This is a genomic window from Pseudomonas typographi, assembly GCF_014694385.1.
GTDB classification, from domain to species: domain Bacteria; phylum Pseudomonadota; class Gammaproteobacteria; order Pseudomonadales; family Pseudomonadaceae; genus Aquipseudomonas; species Aquipseudomonas typographi.
On sequence record NZ_JAAOCA010000017.1, the window covers coordinates 70,142 to 84,522 of the forward strand.

Below are 14,381 nucleotides of genomic sequence, written 5' to 3' on the forward strand. Positions count from 1 at the left end.
ATGCTCGCCGTGGTGGCTATTGCTGCATCCCGATGAATTGCGCCAGCTCAACGGTTTGCGGCTGGGCGAACAGTACCTTGGGGTCGCCGCTTTCATGGACCTTGCCCTGGTGCATGAACACCAGTTTGTCGCCAACTTCGCGGGCAAAGCGCATTTCGTGGGTGACCATGACCAGGGTCATGCCATCGGCCGCCAACTGGCGCACCACGGCCAGCACTTCGTTGACCAGCTCCGGGTCCAGCGCGGAGGTGATTTCGTCGCATAGCAGCACCTTGGGCGACATCGCCAACGCCCGAGCTATCGCTACCCGCTGTTGCTGGCCACCGGAGAGGCGATCGGGAAACGCATCGAACTTCTCCGCCAGGCCCACTTTCTCAAGCACCTGCTGGGCCAGCTTCAGGGCTTGCTGGCGCGAGGCCTTCTTCACCACCTGAGGTGCCAACATCACATTTTCGCCCACCGACAGGTGCGGGAACAGGTTGAACTGCTGGAACACCATGCCCACGGTTTGGCGCAGGGTGCGTAAATCTGCACGGGCCGCATCCAGGTATTGCCCGTCCACTTCGATCACGCCGTCGTTGATCGACTCCAGGCCGTTGAGCGTGCGCAGCAGCGTACTCTTGCCCGAGCCGCTGCGGCCGATGATGGCCACCACCTGGCCCTGCTCTACGGTCAGGTCGATGCCTTTAAGAATGTGATGGTCGCCATAGTATTTATGCAAGGCAGACACTCTAAGCAGCGGCATGAAGCCTCCTTTCCAGGTAGCGTGCACTCAGCGACAGTGGGTAGCAGAGCAGAAAGTAACCCAAGGCCACCAGGCCATAGACCAGGAACGGCTCGAAGGTGGCGTTGGCGATCATGCCGCCGGTTTTGGTGAGTTCGGTAAAACCGATGATCGAGGTGACGGCGGTGCCCTTGACCACCTGCACCGAAAACCCCACGGTCGGCGCAATGGCAATGCGCAGGGCCTGAGGCAAGACCACGTGGCGCAGTTGCTCGTAGCGGTTCAGGGCCAAGGTGGCCGACGCTTCCCATTGCCCGCGTGGGATCGCCTCAACGCAGCCACGCCAGATTTCGGCCAGGTAGGCGCTGGTGAACAGTGTGAGGGCGATCGCCGCCGCGGCCCAGGGCGAAATGTCGTGGCCGAGCAGGGCACCGCCGAAGAACACCAAAAACAATTGCATCAGTAACGGGGTGCCCTGGAACAGGTCGATCCAGGTACGCGCTAAGTTGCGCGGCAGGCCATGGTCGGAAATACGCATCACCATCACCAGCAAGCCCACCGCCGCGCCGCCGGCAAACGCCACCAGCGACAGTGCCAAGGTCCATTGCAGGCCGGTGATCAGGTTGCGCACGATATCCCAAAGGGTGAAATCCATCAGCGGTTCCTCATGATGAAGCGGCGCCCGATCCAGTTGAGCAACAGCCGCACCGCAATGGCCATGAGCAGATACACGAGGGTGGTCAGTAAATAGGTTTCGAAGGCGCGAAAGTTGCGTGATTGGATGAAGTTGGCCCAGAAACTCAGTTCTTGCGTAGCGATCTGCGAACACACCGCCGAGCCCAGCATCACGATGATGATCTGGCTCGACAACGCCGGCCACACCTTGCCCAGCGCCGGCTTGAGCACCACGTGGCGAAACGCCTCGGCGCGGGTCATGGCCAGGGCGGCGGCGGCTTCGAATTGCCCATGGGGAACGGCCTGGATGCCGGCGCGGATAATCTCGGTGCTGTACGCCCCCAGGTTCAGGACCATCGCCAGCACGGCCGCCTGCCATTCGCTGAGCTGCACCCCCAGCGACGGTAGCCCGAAAAAGATGAAGAACAACTGCACGATGAACGGTGTGTTACGGACCAACTCCACGTATACGCCGAACACCTGGGCGAACGGGCGCAGCCGCCAGGCCCGCGACACGCCACCGAGAATGCCCAGTGCAACCCCTAGCACCGCGCCGATGGCGGTGAGTTCAAGGGTGAAAAACGCCCCTTTGAGCAGCAGGTCGGTGTGGGCGAGTACCGGTTGGAAATCAAAGCGATAGGCCATGGGTGACTCGCAGGTCAGAGGTCTGCCGGCAGCGGTTGCTTCAGCCAGGTTTGGCTGTTCTTGTCGAGGCTGCCGTCGGCGTGGGCGGCGTCGATGATCTCATTCACCTTGGCCAACAGCTGCGGCTCATTCTTGTTCAGGCCTACGTAAACGGGCGAGTCTTTCAACTTGATCTTCATCGCCGGGATACGTTTGGGGTTACGTTCGCTGATGGCCGTCATCACCACGTTACCGCTGGCAATCAGATCGGTTTGGCCGGCGAGGTACGCGGCGATGGTCGAGTTGTTGTCTTCGAAACGCTTGATGATCGCTTCTGGTGGCGCCACTTTGCTCAACTCGATGTCTTCGATAGCACCGCGGGTTACGCTGATGGTCTTGCCCTTGAGTGCATCGAGGCTGCCGATAGCGACGTCCGGCGGCCCGAACACCGCCAAGTAGAACGGCGCATAGGGTTTGGAAAAGTCGATGACTTGCTCGCGCTCGGGGTTCTTGCCCAGGCTTGATATGACCAGGTCGACCTTGCCGGTGGTCAGGAACGGAATGCGGTTGGTGCTATTGACCGGCGTAAGCTCCAGCTTCACGTTCAGGCGCTGCGCGAGCAGGGCGGCGGTGTCGATATCCAGGCCACGGGGTTTCATGTCGGGGCCCACCGAGCCGAACGGTGGGAAGTCTTGCGGCACGGCGACTTTCAATGTGCCGCGCTGGGTGATGTCGCTCAAGCCGTCGGCGTGCGCCAAGGGTTGCAACAAGGCGCTGGCCGCAAGCAGCGCAGCGAACACGGCGGTGGAGCGCTTAAGCATCGGTAGATCTCCGGGGCGGGGGGGCTGAAACTGCCCAGTGCACAGGCCGTGCCAGTACTGGCGGGGGCGCATCAAACGCCCGAAGCTCTGGCCTTGGCGGTCTTACTGGTCTGAACAGTTCGCAACCCCCTTTGGCGCTGCTTGCACCGTTTTGGGCCAGTGTACATGGGGCTGCGCCAGTTCTGGGCGTGGCTTGCAGTCGTGTCGCAATCACTATAAAACACAACTTTCTCAAGCGCTGACCCGACGATGAACTCGCTTACCCGTGCCGTACCTGAACTGGCCCTGGCCGGCATCCGCAAACTGATCGCCGAGAACGGTTATGGCCCTGGCGATGTATTGCCGTCGCAACGCGACTTGGCTGTGCAGTTGGGGGTAAGCCGGGCCTCGTTGCGCGAAGCGCTGTCGTCGCTCAGCGCGTTGGGGCTGGTGAACGTGCAACCGGGGAAAGGGGTGTTCGTACAGGCCCCAGAGGGCCCGATGCCCGAAGCGGCCTGGCCGTTCGCCGCGCAGGCCGGCGCGGCGGATATCTTCCAACTGCGCTATGCCCTGGAGGGGTTTTGCGCGGGGCTGGCAGCGGCCACCCTCAGTACCGATGACCTGGACATACTCGAAGATAACGTTTGCCAACTGCGTACCGAATTGCGCAACGGTGATTTCGACGCCGCAGGGCGCTTGGACTTCGACTTTCACCAGCGCATTCTTTGGGCCAGTGGCAACCAAGCGATCGCCGGCATACTCAGCGCCCGTGCCGACCTTTACCTCGAGAGCCAAAAGCTGCCATTCATACGCGCCGAGCGGGCCATGGAAACCTGGGCCGAGCACCGCAAAATACTCCGGGGGCTGGCTCGCCGCGCGGCCGCCTCGGCGCAAAAAGCCATGCGCGACCACGTGCGTAACGCAGCATTGCGCACCGGTATAGCGTTCGTCGTGCCCAGCACTGATTAGCCCGGCAGGCCAAGGCTATAGTGACACTCAATCATCGAAGCCTTTCGGCAGCGCCCAGGTAGGGCTATGATGGCGTAACTTTATTTTCGTTTCGAAACACGGAGACACCCATGAGCAGCGAGAAAATCAAGCACGTTACCGACGCAAGCTTCGACGCCGACGTGCTGAAGGCGGAGAAGCCCGTGCTGGTCGATTACTGGGCAGAGTGGTGCGGCCCGTGCAAAATGATCGCCCCGGTGCTGGACGAACTCGCCGGTACCTACGACGGCAAAGTCACCATCGCCAAGCTGAACATCGACGACAACCAGGAAACCCCGGCCAAGCATGGCGTTCGCGGTATCCCCACCTTGATGCTGTTCAAGAACGGCGAAGTGGCTGCCACCAAGGTTGGTGCGCTGTCGAAGTCACAGTTGGCGGCGTTCCTCGACGCGAATATCTGAGTCCTCCCTGTCCATGGTGACCAGGTGCGCTGAATAGTTGCGCACCGGCCACGGGTTCAGCGGTCGGCTGCGCGCTTTTGCGGGCGCCGTTACTGCGTTCGCTCGTCAATGTTTATGCGGTTTATGCGAACCTTCGAGGCACCGCACCGGTAGGTTTTTTTCTGCCAAGGTGCTTGCCGCCTGGCCATTGCGGTGTTACATTCGGCCTCGCCCTGGTTCCTCCAAGGCCCTCTGCTAGTCGCCGCCGACCCATTCCAAGTCGAATTTACGCGATCCTTCGCCTTCCTACGGCGCGGCCTTTTCTAAGCCCAATGCTTAATCCCTCCATCCAGAACACGTCATTCCCTCTATGAACCTGACTGAACTCAAGCAAAAGCCGATTACCGATCTGCTCGAAATGGCCGAACAGATGGGCATTGAAAACATGGCCCGTTCGCGCAAACAGGATGTGATATTTGCCCTGTTGAAGAAACATGCCAAAAGCGGTGAAGAAATCTCCGGTGACGGCGTGCTGGAGATACTCCAGGATGGCTTCGGTTTTCTGCGCTCGGCCGATGCCTCTTACCTGGCCGGCCCTGATGACATCTACGTTTCGCCCAGCCAGATCCGCCGCTTCAATTTGCGCACGGGCGACACTATCGTAGGCAAAATTCGCCCGCCTAAAGAAGGCGAGCGGTATTTCGCCCTGCTCAAGGTCGACTCGATCAACTTCGACCGCCCAGAAAACGCGAAGAACAAGATCCTGTTCGAAAACCTGACGCCGTTGTTCCCCAACGAGCGCTTGAAGATGGAAGCCGGTAACGGCTCCACCGAAGACCTTACCGGCCGTGTAATCGACCTCTGTGCGCCGATTGGCAAGGGCCAGCGTGGTTTGATCGTAGCGCCGCCGAAGGCCGGCAAAACGATTATGCTGCAGAACATTGCCGCGAACATCACCCGTAATAACCCCGAATGCCACTTGATCGTTCTGCTGATCGACGAGCGCCCGGAAGAAGTCACCGAAATGCAGCGCACCGTGCGCGGCGAGGTGGTCGCCTCCACGTTCGATGAGCCGCCGACCCGCCACGTGCAGGTGGCCGAGATGGTGATCGAAAAGGCCAAGCGGCTGGTGGAGCACAAAAAGGATGTGGTTATCCTGCTCGACTCCATCACCCGCCTGGCGCGCGCCTACAACACCGTGATCCCCAGCTCCGGCAAGGTGCTGACCGGTGGTGTCGACGCCCACGCCCTGGAAAAGCCCAAGCGCTTCTTCGGTGCCGCGCGCAATATCGAAGAAGGCGGTTCGCTGACCATCATCGCTACTGCCCTGGTTGAAACTGGGTCGAAGATGGATGAAGTGATCTACGAAGAATTCAAAGGCACCGGTAACATGGAATTGCCGCTGGACCGCCGTATCGCAGAAAAGCGTGTATTCCCGGCCATCAATATCAACCGCTCCGGCACCCGCCGCGAAGAGTTGCTGACCGCCGACGATGAGCTGCAACGCATGTGGATCCTGCGCAAGTTGTTGCACCCGATGGACGAGATCGCCGCGATCGAGTTCCTGATCGACAAGCTCAAGCAAACCAAGACCAACGACGAGTTCTTCTTGTCGATGAAGCGCAAATAAGCTTTTTTGCTTCAATGGTCTGGTGTGGGTGTTCCAGAAGTTCGCACACGCCTTGGCGCAGGAATGGTGTTGCCTCGGGCAACACTGCCGCTGCCCTGCAGTAAAAGGCGCCGCCCACAGGGGGCCGCCAACTTCTGACACGCCACACTGCAATGGCGCCTTCATAAGAGGCGCCATTTTTTGTTTCAGGCGGCGCCAAGGGAAACGACAAGGATGATTATGACGGCGAAGGAGTATCGGCCGGATATCGACGGTTTGCGTGCATTGGCTGTGCTCGCCGTGGTGGGCTTCCATTTTGGCGTGCCGGGCATGGGCGGTGGCTTCGCCGGCGTGGACGTATTCTTCGTGATTTCTGGCTACCTGATTGGCGGCCATATGCTGGCTGAGCGCGCCCAGGGCCGCTTCGGTTATGTGGATTTCTGGGCCCGCCGGGCCAGGCGGCTATTGCCGGCGCTGTTGGTAATGACGGTGGCCACCCTGCTGTTGGCGGCCTGGATCATGATCCCCAGCGACTATGAGCAGCTAGGGCGCGCCGCCCGCTACCAGGCGATGTTCGTCGCCAATGTGCTGTTCGAGCGAAAAGTCGGCTATTTCGACACCGGGCCTGATGCCACACCCTTATTGCACACCTGGTCATTATCGGTCGAAGAGCAGTTTTATCTGCTGTTCCCGTGGGTGCTGGCGCTGGCCTTGCGCAGCGGCCGCCATTGGCGGCTGTGGATAGCGCTACTGGCTGGCCTGAGCCTGGCCTTGAGCCAATGGTGGCTGGCGGCGGCACCACGCAGTGCTTTTTTTCTGTTGCCTTCGCGGGCCTGGGAGTTACTGGCGGGTGTGCTGCTGGCCAGCGCGCCGGCGTTGCCACATAGGGTTTTGGCGCGGCTGGCCGGTGCTGTGGGGTTGGTGATGGTGGGGGCGAGTTTGGCGCTGTATCGCCCACACATGCCCTTTCCGGGGCTTGCCGCCTTGCCGGTGGTCATTGGCAGCGTATTGTTGATCTGGGCCGGCACCCACCCTGGCAGTTGGACGCTACGCAGCTTGGGGGCGGCGCCCTGCGCTGGCCTGGGCAAGCTCTCCTACTCTTGGTACCTGTGGCATTGGCCGCTGTTGGTGCTGGCCCGGTATACCTGGCCGGGAAGCTTCACCCCCGGGGCGCTGGCGCTGGTGGCAGCCGCGAGCCTGGTGGCGGCTTACGCCAGTTGGCGCTGGGTCGAACAACCCTTCCGGCAGTGGCGGTGGCTCGCCCCGCCCCGCCAGATGTTGGCGGCGAGCCTTGCCGGGCTTTTGGTGGTTGGCGCAGTCGGGCAGGCCATCCGTGAGGGTGGGGGCTGGCCGTGGCGCTTGCCGGCCGAGGCCCTGCGTTATGCTAACGAACATGAGTGGCAGGCCGGGCAAAAAGACTGCATGGCCAACGACGACACGCCCGCCGACGCATTCGTGTGCCGCCTGGGGCCGAAGGACGCAGGCGTGCCCACCACCTTGGTATGGGGCGATAGCCATGCGGCGGCCTTGGTGCCCGCGCTGCGCGCCAGCACCCAGCGTTTTGACGTGCCGGTTTCGCTGGCGACCCGGCCGGGCTGCCCCCCGGTGCTTGGCCTGGCCGGCACGGCGGGTTGCCGCAACTTCACCCGGCACGTGCTTGAAACCATAGGGCGTAACGGTGTTACGGAGGTGGTACTCGCGGCACGTTGGAGCCTGTACCTGTATGGCGATGAGCACGGCGACATGAATTACACCCTGCGCGACGCGGCCGGCGTTTACGACCGTGCCGGCGCCGAACAGCGCTTCGCCGAGGCGCTGCGCCGCGAAGTCGCGGGCTTTCGGGCCCAGGGGCGGCGCGTGTGGTTGGTTGCCGAGGTGCCGCTGCAGGCCGATATGGTGCCTTATCAACTGGCCCGACGGGTGATGCTCGGCAGGCTGGTGACCGGTATGGCGCGGCCGCTGGCCGAACACATGGCGCGCCAGGCTTTCCTGGCGCAGTTGTTCGCGGAATTGGCCCGTGACCCAGGCGTGCGGGTGCTCGACCCCGCCTCGCTGCTTTGTGCTGATGGCGTGCAATGCCGGGCCGAAGCCAATGGCCATTCGCTGTATATGGACGACAACCACCTCAGTGATGCGTCGGGCGAGTTCCTGGCACCCCTGTTCGTGCCGTTGTTCGGCGCTATCGTGGGCCAGGTGCAGGAACGCGGCAAAGGCGAACCTTGAACGTATCGCGCTGTGCGCCGGTGGTGTTCCGGCACTCAGCGCCAGTGTGGCGGCGGGCCGCTAGCCGCGTTGCCCTTGCCTTGCTAATAAGGCATGAAATCCCCTGCGCGGCACGATGCTCAGCCGCCATCTCTTGCGTGGCTTCAGAAACACCACACCCGCTGGCGGCGCAACGGGTTAGGATATACCGCATTACTTTTTCGATGGCGTAGCCAATGGAATTCAAGGACCTGCGGGATTTCGTGCAACAGTTGGAGCGGCGCGGAGAACTTAAACGTATCCAGGTGCCGGTGTCCCCGGTGCTCGAAATGACCGAGATCTGTGACCGCACGCTGCGGCGCAAGGGGCCGGCACTGCTGTTCGAAAACCCCACGGGCTATTCGATGCCGGTGCTGGGTAACTTGTTTGGCACCCCTGGTCGCGTGGCTTTGGGCATGGGGGCCGAGGATGTTGGCCAATTGCGTGAAATCGGTAAGCTGTTGGCCTTTCTCAAAGAGCCCGAGCCGCCCAAGGGCCTGAAAGACGCCTGGTCGAAACTGCCGATCTTCAAAAAGATCATCGCCATGGCGCCCAAAGTGGTCAAGGATGCGCCTTGCCAGGAGGTAGTGGCCGAGGGCGAAGACGTCGACCTGGGCATGCTGCCTGTGCAGCATTGCTGGCCCGGTGACGTGGCGCCGTTGATCACCTGGGGCCTGACCGTGACCCGCGGGCCGAACAAAGACCGGCAGAACCTGGGCATTTACCGCCAGCAGGTACTGGGCCGCAACAAAGTGATCATGCGCTGGTTAAGCCACCGCGGCGGCGCGCTGGATTACCGGGAATGGTGCGAAAAGCACCCGGGGCAGCCTTTTCCGGTCGCCGTCGCGCTGGGTGCGGACCCGGCCACGATCCTCGGCGCGGTCACGCCGGTGCCCGACAGCCTTTCCGAGTACGCCTTCGCCGGGCTGCTGCGCGGGCACCGCAGCGAATTGATCAAATGCCGTGGCAGCGAATTGCAGGTGCCTGCCAGTGCAGAGATCGTGCTCGAAGGCGTGATCCACCCTGGCGAAATGGCTGACGAAGGCCCGTATGGCGACCACACAGGCTATTACAACGAAGTCGATCGCTTTCCGGTATTCACGGTCGAACGCATCACCCACCGGCGCAACCCGATCTACCACAGCACCTATACCGGCCGGCCGCCGGACGAGCCGGCCATTCTGGGCGTGGCATTGAACGAGGTATTCGTGCCCATTTTGCAGAAGCAGTTCCCGGAAATCACCGATTTCTACCTGCCCCCAGAAGGTTGCTCGTACCGCATGGCGGTGGTCACCATGAAAAAGCAATACCCGGGGCATGCCAAGCGCGTGATGCTGGGTGTATGGTCTTTTTTACGCCAGTTCATGTACACCAAATTCGTCATCGTCACAGACGACGATATCAATGCCCGAGATTGGAACGATGTGATTTGGGCCGTGACCACCCGCATGGACCCTAAGCGCGACACCGTAATGATCGACAACACCCCTATCGACTACCTTGACTTCGCCTCGCCGGTATCGGGCTTGGGTTCCAAGATGGGGCTGGATGCTACCCACAAGTGGCCCGGTGAAACGACCCGGGAATGGGGGCGGGTAATAGTCAAGGACGATGCGGTCAGCAAACGTGTGGATGAACTCTGGAACCAGTTGGGAATAGATTGATGCGCGTGACCCTGCAGCCGTCCGGGGCGGTTCTTCAAACGCTGCCCGCCGAAACGCTCCTCGATGCCGCACGGCGGCTGGGCTACGAATGCCCGCAGAGCTGCCGCAATGGCAATTGCCATGTATGCGCCGCCTTGTTGGTGGAAGGCTCGGTACGCCAGAACGGCGAAGTCCGCGACCATGGTGAGTTTTTCGCCTGCATCGCCGAGCCGCTGGAGGATTGCGTGGTGTTGTGGGACGGCGTGTTGGCCCTCGGCGAATTGCCGGCAAAGGCTTATGGCTGCCAGGTGGTGGAGTGCCGCGAGGTGGGTGGGGATGTATTTCGCGTGAGGCTGCGTGCCCCCGCAGGCAAACCACCACGCTATCATGCCGGCCAATACCTGTTGATCGAGCGCGACGGCGCCGACCGGGCGGCGTTCTCGCTGGCGTCGGCGCCCCATGGCGGGCGTGACCTGGAGTTACACATCCTGGGCCGCGAAGAGAGCGCTTGCAGGCTGCTGGCCCAGTTGCAGCAGCAAGGTATTGCGCGCGTGCACATGCCTTATGGCGACGCCCACCTCGCGCAATTGCCAGATGGCCCGCTGGTACTCATTGCCGCTGGCACCGGTATGGCGCAAATGCAAAGTTTGGTCGAGCATTGCCGGGCCCGTGGCTTCAGGCACCCGGTCCACCTGTACTGGGGCGTGCGCCGCCCCGAAGACTTCTACCCGATAGACCCTTGGCAGCAATGGGAGCAATTGCCCAACCTGTACTTGCACAAGGTGGTCAGTGACGTGTGCGCGTGGGAGGGGCGCTGCGGCCTTTTGCATGAGGCGGTATGCGAAGACCTGCCAGACCTGCGCCGCCTACATGTGTATGCCAGCGGCTCGCCGAACATGGTCTACGCCACCCTTGATGCGCTGGTGGAGGCGGGCATGGATGCGCACCAAATGCGGGCGGATGTATTCGCCTACGCGCCCAGGGGATAACCTCGTGTTCCATTTTAGTGCTTATAACCGCCCGAAAATCAGCGGGTTATAAAGCGCACAGGGGTTGCCAGCGGGCGCCGCTTTGGCTTACGGTGAGAACCAGTCAAAGGCAACAGGCACCAGAGTGTTCAGCCGGCTGGCTGAATACGGGGATACCAGGCACTGCCATGTCGTGCATCGACCCTGCATTGTTCAACCAGGTGGTTTACCCACCTTCGCTCGATCTCGGCCCGCAGTTGACCGAAGCACAGTTGCAGCAATCCCTCGCACACACCATGGCCCAGCATCGCGGCGGCCCAGTATGGCTGTTCGCGTATGGCTCACTGATCTGGCGCCCCGAATGCCGCAGTGTCGAACGCCGCCGGGGGCGGGTGTTCGGCTACCACCGCGGCCTGTATTTGTGGTCGCACGAGCACCGCGGTACGCCACAGAACCCAGGGTTGGTGTTCGGCCTGGACCGTGGTGGTTCTTGTGGCGGCTTCGCCTACCGTTTGCCCGAAGATGACCTGCAAGCGTGCTTGCTAGCCCTGTGGAAGCGCGAAATGCCCTACCCCTCGTATCGCCCACACTGGCTTAGCTGCCACTTTGAGGACGGCAGCAAGGTCCAGGCCCTGGGCTTTGTGTTGCAGCGGCACTTGCCCAGCTATGCCGGCAACCTGCCGGACGACTTGCTGATCCAGGTACTGGCCAGCGCTTGCGGGCGCTTTGGCACCACCCGCGAATACGTCGAGCAAACCATTGCGGCGCTGCGCAGCCACGCCATGCCCGACCGTAACCTCGAAGCACGCATCAAGCGCTGTTTCAGGGTGCAAAGCCCTAACGCTTCAGGCCCGGCAGCCGATACGCTCCTGTAGGTTTTGGCAGCGCCGCCCCTGGCGGCTATGCTGCGCGCATTGTTCAAGGAGTATCGACGTGAAAGCCTGGATTCTGCTGTTTCTAGCCCTGGCCTTGCCCCTGGGTGCCGCCGCCGCTGAAGAAGGCAGCAAGGATGCGGCCAACAAAGCGGTGTATTACAGCCTCAACCCACCGTTCGTGGGCAACTATGCCCTGGATGGCAGCCCGCGGTTGCACGTGTATAAGGCCGACATCGCCCTGAAAGTGACCGGCACCGAGGCCGAAGCTGCGGTTAAGCGCCAAGAACCGCTGATTCGCAACCAGTTGGTGCAGTTGTTCACCCAGCAAACGCAAGAGGCGATGAGTACCCAGGAGGGTAAGGAGAAACTGCGCCAAGACGCCTTGAAGCAAACCCAGCAGGTGCTCAATGACGAAGAAGGCAAGCCGATCGTCGAAGACTTGTTGTTCAACAACTTGATCGTCCAATAGCCGCCGCTGGCTGCCTAGCCTCTACCGGCTGGCTCAGAGGTTCGCCTCCACATTGGCACGTGTGCATTACTGGCACCGCCAAAAACGGTGCAGCTAACCTCCGGGGCCACACGGGGGTGGCCCGATTTAGCCCGCCAACCCGCAAATCACCGCCCACTCTTGTGGCGTTACCGGCATCACGGAAAGGCGGCTGCCTTTGCGCACCAGGGCAAACGCCTCAAGCGCAGGCTGAGCCTTGAGCCGCGCCAGGGGAATCACTTCGGCAAAGGTTTGGCCATGCGCCACATCTATCGCGCTCCAGGGGTTGTTCTGTGGTGTGGCCTTAGGGTCATGGTATGGGCTTTGCAAATCCAATGCGCTCGGGTCGGCATAGGGTTCGCCAACGATACGGCCGATGCCGGCGACCCCGGGTTGCGGGCAGCTGGAATGGTAGAAAAAGAACGCGTCTGCCGGGCGCATGGCACGGATGAAATTGCGGGCCTGGTAGTTACGTACACCGTCCCAGCGGGCAGTGCCAAGGGTGGCCAGTTGGCTGATCGACAGTTCTTCGGGTTCGGATTTCATAAGCCAGTAGGCCATGTGCAACATCGTCCTATGGGGTAGGGGGGCGAGGGGTATCAGGCCGTTTAGAAACTAACCGACAGTCGGTTGAAAACAGCGTTTGCGCCAGGTCGCCAGTTGGCGGAGAATTCGCGCGTTTTTCGTGGGGGCAAATGCCCCCTGCCTGTCGATTTTCAGTGGCCTTAAGGGGGGCACACGATGCGTCGTAAGCCGGATTTGCTGTGGGTGTTGGTATTTCTGTTCGGTTTGGGCATCGTTACCACCGGCTACGCACAAAACTTTTGGACCAAGGGTAACAGGGCGCCTATCGAGGCGAATTACGCGGTGCCGCTGCGTTAACGCCCGCCAGGTACCAGGTTCGGTCGCTCACGGTGCCAGCCAGCGGCACGTCCCAATTGGCCTGCTGCAGGTGGCCGACCTTCTGGCACTCGTGGGCCAGCCCTAACAGCAGCGGCTTGCGCCAGGCCTTGCGGCGGTTCAGGTAGGCCAGGCTTCTGTCATAGAAGCCACCGCCCATGCCTAGCCTGCCGCCGGCATCGTCGAACCCCACCAACGGCATCAATACCAAGTCCAGCGCCCATACCCGTCGCTGTTTGCGTGGGGCGGCCTTGGGCTCGGGAATGCCAAAACGATTGGGGCGTAACGGCTCACCTGGCCGCACACGTTGGAACACCATCTTGGTGCGTGGCCAGGCATTCAGTATGGGCAGATAGGTGGCTTTGCCGCGGCGCTGCGCTTCTCGCAGCAGAGGGCCTGGGTCGATCTCGCCATCGTTGGGTAGGTACAGGGCCACATGCCGGGCACGTCGAAACACCGGGTTGTGTGCCAATTGCTGGTACAGGCGCTGTGCAGCGTCGCGCTGCTGGGCGGGGCCAAGGGCACGGCGGGCTTGGCGCAACAGGCGGCGCAGTTGCGCGCGTGAAAGGCCAGCGGTTTCGATCATGGGCCAGGGCCTTGTAGGGCCTGCGTGAACAAAGAAGGGGCTCCCCGACGAACCGCTGTCGGTGTAGCCCTTGAACCCGAAAGTTCAAGGTGGAGATTGCAGGAGGCTTTAAGGCTTTCCGTCAGGCGGACATGCACACCAGCCCCAACGTGCAATTTCCGTGGTTGTGCGTATCGGCTCAGGGACATAACCGACTGGCGCATACTCCAGGGAGCGAGAGCGAGTATATCGCAAAGCATCGCCCGAATCAGCCCTTTGGCGATTCCGGGTCGGGTGCGAGGGCAAGGTCTACCCGCTCGAGCAAGCTGCGCACCTGTTCACGGGTGGTACCGGAGGTAGCCATTTCAGGGGCTTGCTCGCGGTGGAGCAGGTCGTGGGTAATGTTCAAGGCGGCCATTACGGCGATACGCTCGCCACCGATCACCTTGCCGCCGGTGCGGATTTCGCGCATCTTGCCATCGAGGTAGCGGGCAGCGCTCAGCAGGTTGCTGCGCTCCTCCGGCGGGCACATGATCGAGTATTCCTTGTCGAGAATCTGCACCGTTACGCTATTGCTAGAACTCATGAGTCTTGCTCCAGGGCCTTGAGGCGCAAAATCATCGATTCCACCTTGCGCCGCGCGATTTCGTTCTTTTCGATCAACAGCGCACGTTCTTCGCGCCAGTGTTTTTCTTGCGCCAACAGCAGGCTGTTCTGCCGCTTGAGTTGTTCGACGCGGTCGATGAGGCGCTCGAGCCGGGCCATCAGTTCTTGCAGGTCGTTCTGTTCCATGGGGGGCTGGGAAGTCCTGGTTGTGAGGCATCCGAACGAATGAAAGACCTGCAGCAAGGGCTGGCGTTCAACCTGGCCCCGGTCATGGTC

General features: G+C 61.6%; 16 protein-coding genes and 1 other RNA gene. 8 read left to right on the forward strand and 9 right to left on the reverse strand.

Annotation, left to right across the window (positions count from 1 at the left end; translation table 11 throughout):
- Positions 1-16: 16 nt before the first annotated feature.
- The 4 genes from HAQ05_RS14620 to HAQ05_RS14635 are packed head-to-tail and all read right to left on the reverse strand — an operon-like array spanning position 17 to position 2,844.
- Positions 17-745, reverse strand: coding sequence for an amino acid ABC transporter ATP-binding protein (locus tag HAQ05_RS14620; protein ID WP_190421803.1), 729 nt, complete (start codon positions 743-745; stop codon positions 17-19).
- Positions 732-1,382 carry an amino acid ABC transporter permease gene (locus HAQ05_RS14625; protein WP_190421909.1) on the reverse strand — a complete coding sequence of 217 codons (651 nt, stop codon included), beginning with the start codon at positions 1,380-1,382 and terminating at the stop codon, positions 732-734. Before HAQ05_RS14625 ends, HAQ05_RS14620 begins: the two co-directional genes overlap by 14 nt.
- A complete protein-coding gene (locus HAQ05_RS14630) occupies positions 1,379-2,044 on the reverse strand; it encodes an amino acid ABC transporter permease (RefSeq protein ID WP_190421804.1) in 666 nt (221 codons plus the stop codon). Before HAQ05_RS14630 ends, HAQ05_RS14625 begins: the two co-directional genes overlap by 4 nt.
- Positions 2,045-2,058: 14 nt before the next feature.
- On the reverse strand, positions 2,059-2,844 hold the full coding sequence (locus tag HAQ05_RS14635) for a transporter substrate-binding domain-containing protein (protein WP_190421805.1): 786 nt from the start codon (positions 2,842-2,844) through the stop codon (positions 2,059-2,061).
- A 249-nt stretch (positions 2,845-3,093) separates the two neighbouring features.
- Here HAQ05_RS14635 and HAQ05_RS14640 point away from each other — a divergent pair, with 249 nt between their 5' ends.
- The 8 genes from HAQ05_RS14640 to HAQ05_RS14675 all read left to right on the forward strand — a co-directional run bounded on the left by HAQ05_RS14640 (position 3,094) and on the right by HAQ05_RS14675 (position 12,016).
- The gene (locus HAQ05_RS14640) at positions 3,094-3,792 is read left to right on the forward strand and encodes a FadR/GntR family transcriptional regulator (protein ID WP_190421807.1); all 699 of its coding nucleotides are present in this window, start codon (positions 3,094-3,096) and stop codon (positions 3,790-3,792) included.
- A 110-nt stretch (positions 3,793-3,902) separates the two neighbouring features.
- The gene (trxA, locus tag HAQ05_RS14645; protein ID WP_190421809.1) at positions 3,903-4,232 is read left to right on the forward strand and encodes a thioredoxin TrxA; all 330 of its coding nucleotides are present in this window, start codon (positions 3,903-3,905) and stop codon (positions 4,230-4,232) included.
- A gap of 349 nt (positions 4,233-4,581) precedes the next feature.
- Positions 4,582-5,841: a transcription termination factor Rho gene (gene rho / locus HAQ05_RS14650; RefSeq protein ID WP_190421811.1), complete on the forward strand. Its 1,260-nt coding sequence runs from the start codon at positions 4,582-4,584 to the stop codon at positions 5,839-5,841.
- A 219-nt stretch (positions 5,842-6,060) separates the two neighbouring features.
- On the forward strand, positions 6,061-8,043 hold the full coding sequence (locus HAQ05_RS14655; protein WP_190421813.1) for an acyltransferase family protein: 1,983 nt from the start codon (positions 6,061-6,063) through the stop codon (positions 8,041-8,043).
- A gap of 215 nt (positions 8,044-8,258) precedes the next feature.
- The gene (gene ubiD, locus HAQ05_RS14660; RefSeq protein ID WP_190421815.1) at positions 8,259-9,725 is read left to right on the forward strand and encodes a 4-hydroxy-3-polyprenylbenzoate decarboxylase; all 1,467 of its coding nucleotides are present in this window, start codon (positions 8,259-8,261) and stop codon (positions 9,723-9,725) included.
- Positions 9,725-10,693, forward strand: coding sequence for a CDP-6-deoxy-delta-3,4-glucoseen reductase (locus HAQ05_RS14665; RefSeq protein ID WP_190421817.1), 969 nt, complete (start codon positions 9,725-9,727; stop codon positions 10,691-10,693). Before ubiD ends, HAQ05_RS14665 begins: the two co-directional genes overlap by 1 nt.
- Positions 10,694-10,860: 167 nt before the next feature.
- The gene (locus HAQ05_RS14670; protein ID WP_190421819.1) at positions 10,861-11,547 is read left to right on the forward strand and encodes a gamma-glutamylcyclotransferase; all 687 of its coding nucleotides are present in this window, start codon (positions 10,861-10,863) and stop codon (positions 11,545-11,547) included.
- Positions 11,548-11,605: 58 nt separating this feature from the next.
- Positions 11,606-12,016, forward strand: a complete 411-nt coding sequence (locus tag HAQ05_RS14675) for a flagellar basal body-associated FliL family protein (RefSeq protein ID WP_190421821.1) — start codon at positions 11,606-11,608, stop codon at positions 12,014-12,016.
- A 126-nt stretch (positions 12,017-12,142) separates the two neighbouring features.
- Here HAQ05_RS14675 and HAQ05_RS14680 read toward each other — a convergent pair whose 3' ends face one another.
- The 5 genes from HAQ05_RS14680 to HAQ05_RS14700 all read right to left on the reverse strand — a co-directional run bounded on the left by HAQ05_RS14680 (position 12,143) and on the right by HAQ05_RS14700 (position 14,291).
- A complete protein-coding gene (locus tag HAQ05_RS14680; RefSeq protein ID WP_190421829.1) occupies positions 12,143-12,595 on the reverse strand; it encodes an EVE domain-containing protein in 453 nt (150 codons plus the stop codon).
- A 286-nt stretch (positions 12,596-12,881) separates the two neighbouring features.
- Entirely contained in the window at positions 12,882-13,520 is a 639-nt protein-coding gene (locus HAQ05_RS14685) for a 5-formyltetrahydrofolate cyclo-ligase (RefSeq protein WP_190421831.1), read from the reverse strand.
- A 37-nt stretch (positions 13,521-13,557) separates the two neighbouring features.
- Positions 13,558-13,736: non-coding RNA, 6S RNA (ssrS, locus tag HAQ05_RS14690), on the reverse strand.
- Positions 13,737-13,767: 31 nt separating this feature from the next.
- Complete coding sequence (locus tag HAQ05_RS14695; RefSeq protein WP_190421833.1) at positions 13,768-14,085, reverse strand: cell division protein ZapA; 318 nt, start codon at positions 14,083-14,085, stop codon at positions 13,768-13,770.
- Positions 14,082-14,291: a TIGR02449 family protein gene (locus HAQ05_RS14700; protein ID WP_190421835.1), complete on the reverse strand. Its 210-nt coding sequence runs from the start codon at positions 14,289-14,291 to the stop codon at positions 14,082-14,084. The genes HAQ05_RS14695 and HAQ05_RS14700 overlap by 4 nt, the downstream gene beginning before the upstream one ends.
- Positions 14,292-14,381: the final 90 nt, after the last annotated feature.

Coding starts and splice junctions, on each gene's coding strand:
- HAQ05_RS14620 (WP_190421803.1), bottom strand. CDS start 745: ATGCCGCTGCTTAGAGTGTCTGCCTTGCATAAATACTATGGCGACCAT.
- HAQ05_RS14630 (WP_190421804.1), bottom strand. CDS start 2,044: ATGGCCTATCGCTTTGATTTCCAACCGGTACTCGCCCACACCGACCTG.
- HAQ05_RS14635 (WP_190421805.1), bottom strand. CDS start 2,844: ATGCTTAAGCGCTCCACCGCCGTGTTCGCTGCGCTGCTTGCGGCCAGC.
- HAQ05_RS14640 (WP_190421807.1), top strand. CDS start 3,094: ATGAACTCGCTTACCCGTGCCGTACCTGAACTGGCCCTGGCCGGCATC.
- trxA (WP_190421809.1), top strand. CDS start 3,903: ATGAGCAGCGAGAAAATCAAGCACGTTACCGACGCAAGCTTCGACGCC.
- rho (WP_190421811.1), top strand. CDS start 4,582: ATGAACCTGACTGAACTCAAGCAAAAGCCGATTACCGATCTGCTCGAA.
- HAQ05_RS14655 (WP_190421813.1), top strand. CDS start 6,061: ATGACGGCGAAGGAGTATCGGCCGGATATCGACGGTTTGCGTGCATTG.
- ubiD (WP_190421815.1), top strand. CDS start 8,259: ATGGAATTCAAGGACCTGCGGGATTTCGTGCAACAGTTGGAGCGGCGC.
- HAQ05_RS14665 (WP_190421817.1), top strand. CDS start 9,725: ATGCGCGTGACCCTGCAGCCGTCCGGGGCGGTTCTTCAAACGCTGCCC.
- HAQ05_RS14670 (WP_190421819.1), top strand. CDS start 10,861: ATGTCGTGCATCGACCCTGCATTGTTCAACCAGGTGGTTTACCCACCT.
- HAQ05_RS14680 (WP_190421829.1), bottom strand. CDS start 12,595: ATGGCCTACTGGCTTATGAAATCCGAACCCGAAGAACTGTCGATCAGC.
- HAQ05_RS14685 (WP_190421831.1), bottom strand. CDS start 13,520: ATGATCGAAACCGCTGGCCTTTCACGCGCGCAACTGCGCCGCCTGTTG.
- HAQ05_RS14695 (WP_190421833.1), bottom strand. CDS start 14,085: ATGAGTTCTAGCAATAGCGTAACGGTGCAGATTCTCGACAAGGAATAC.
- HAQ05_RS14700 (WP_190421835.1), bottom strand. CDS start 14,291: ATGGAACAGAACGACCTGCAAGAACTGATGGCCCGGCTCGAGCGCCTC.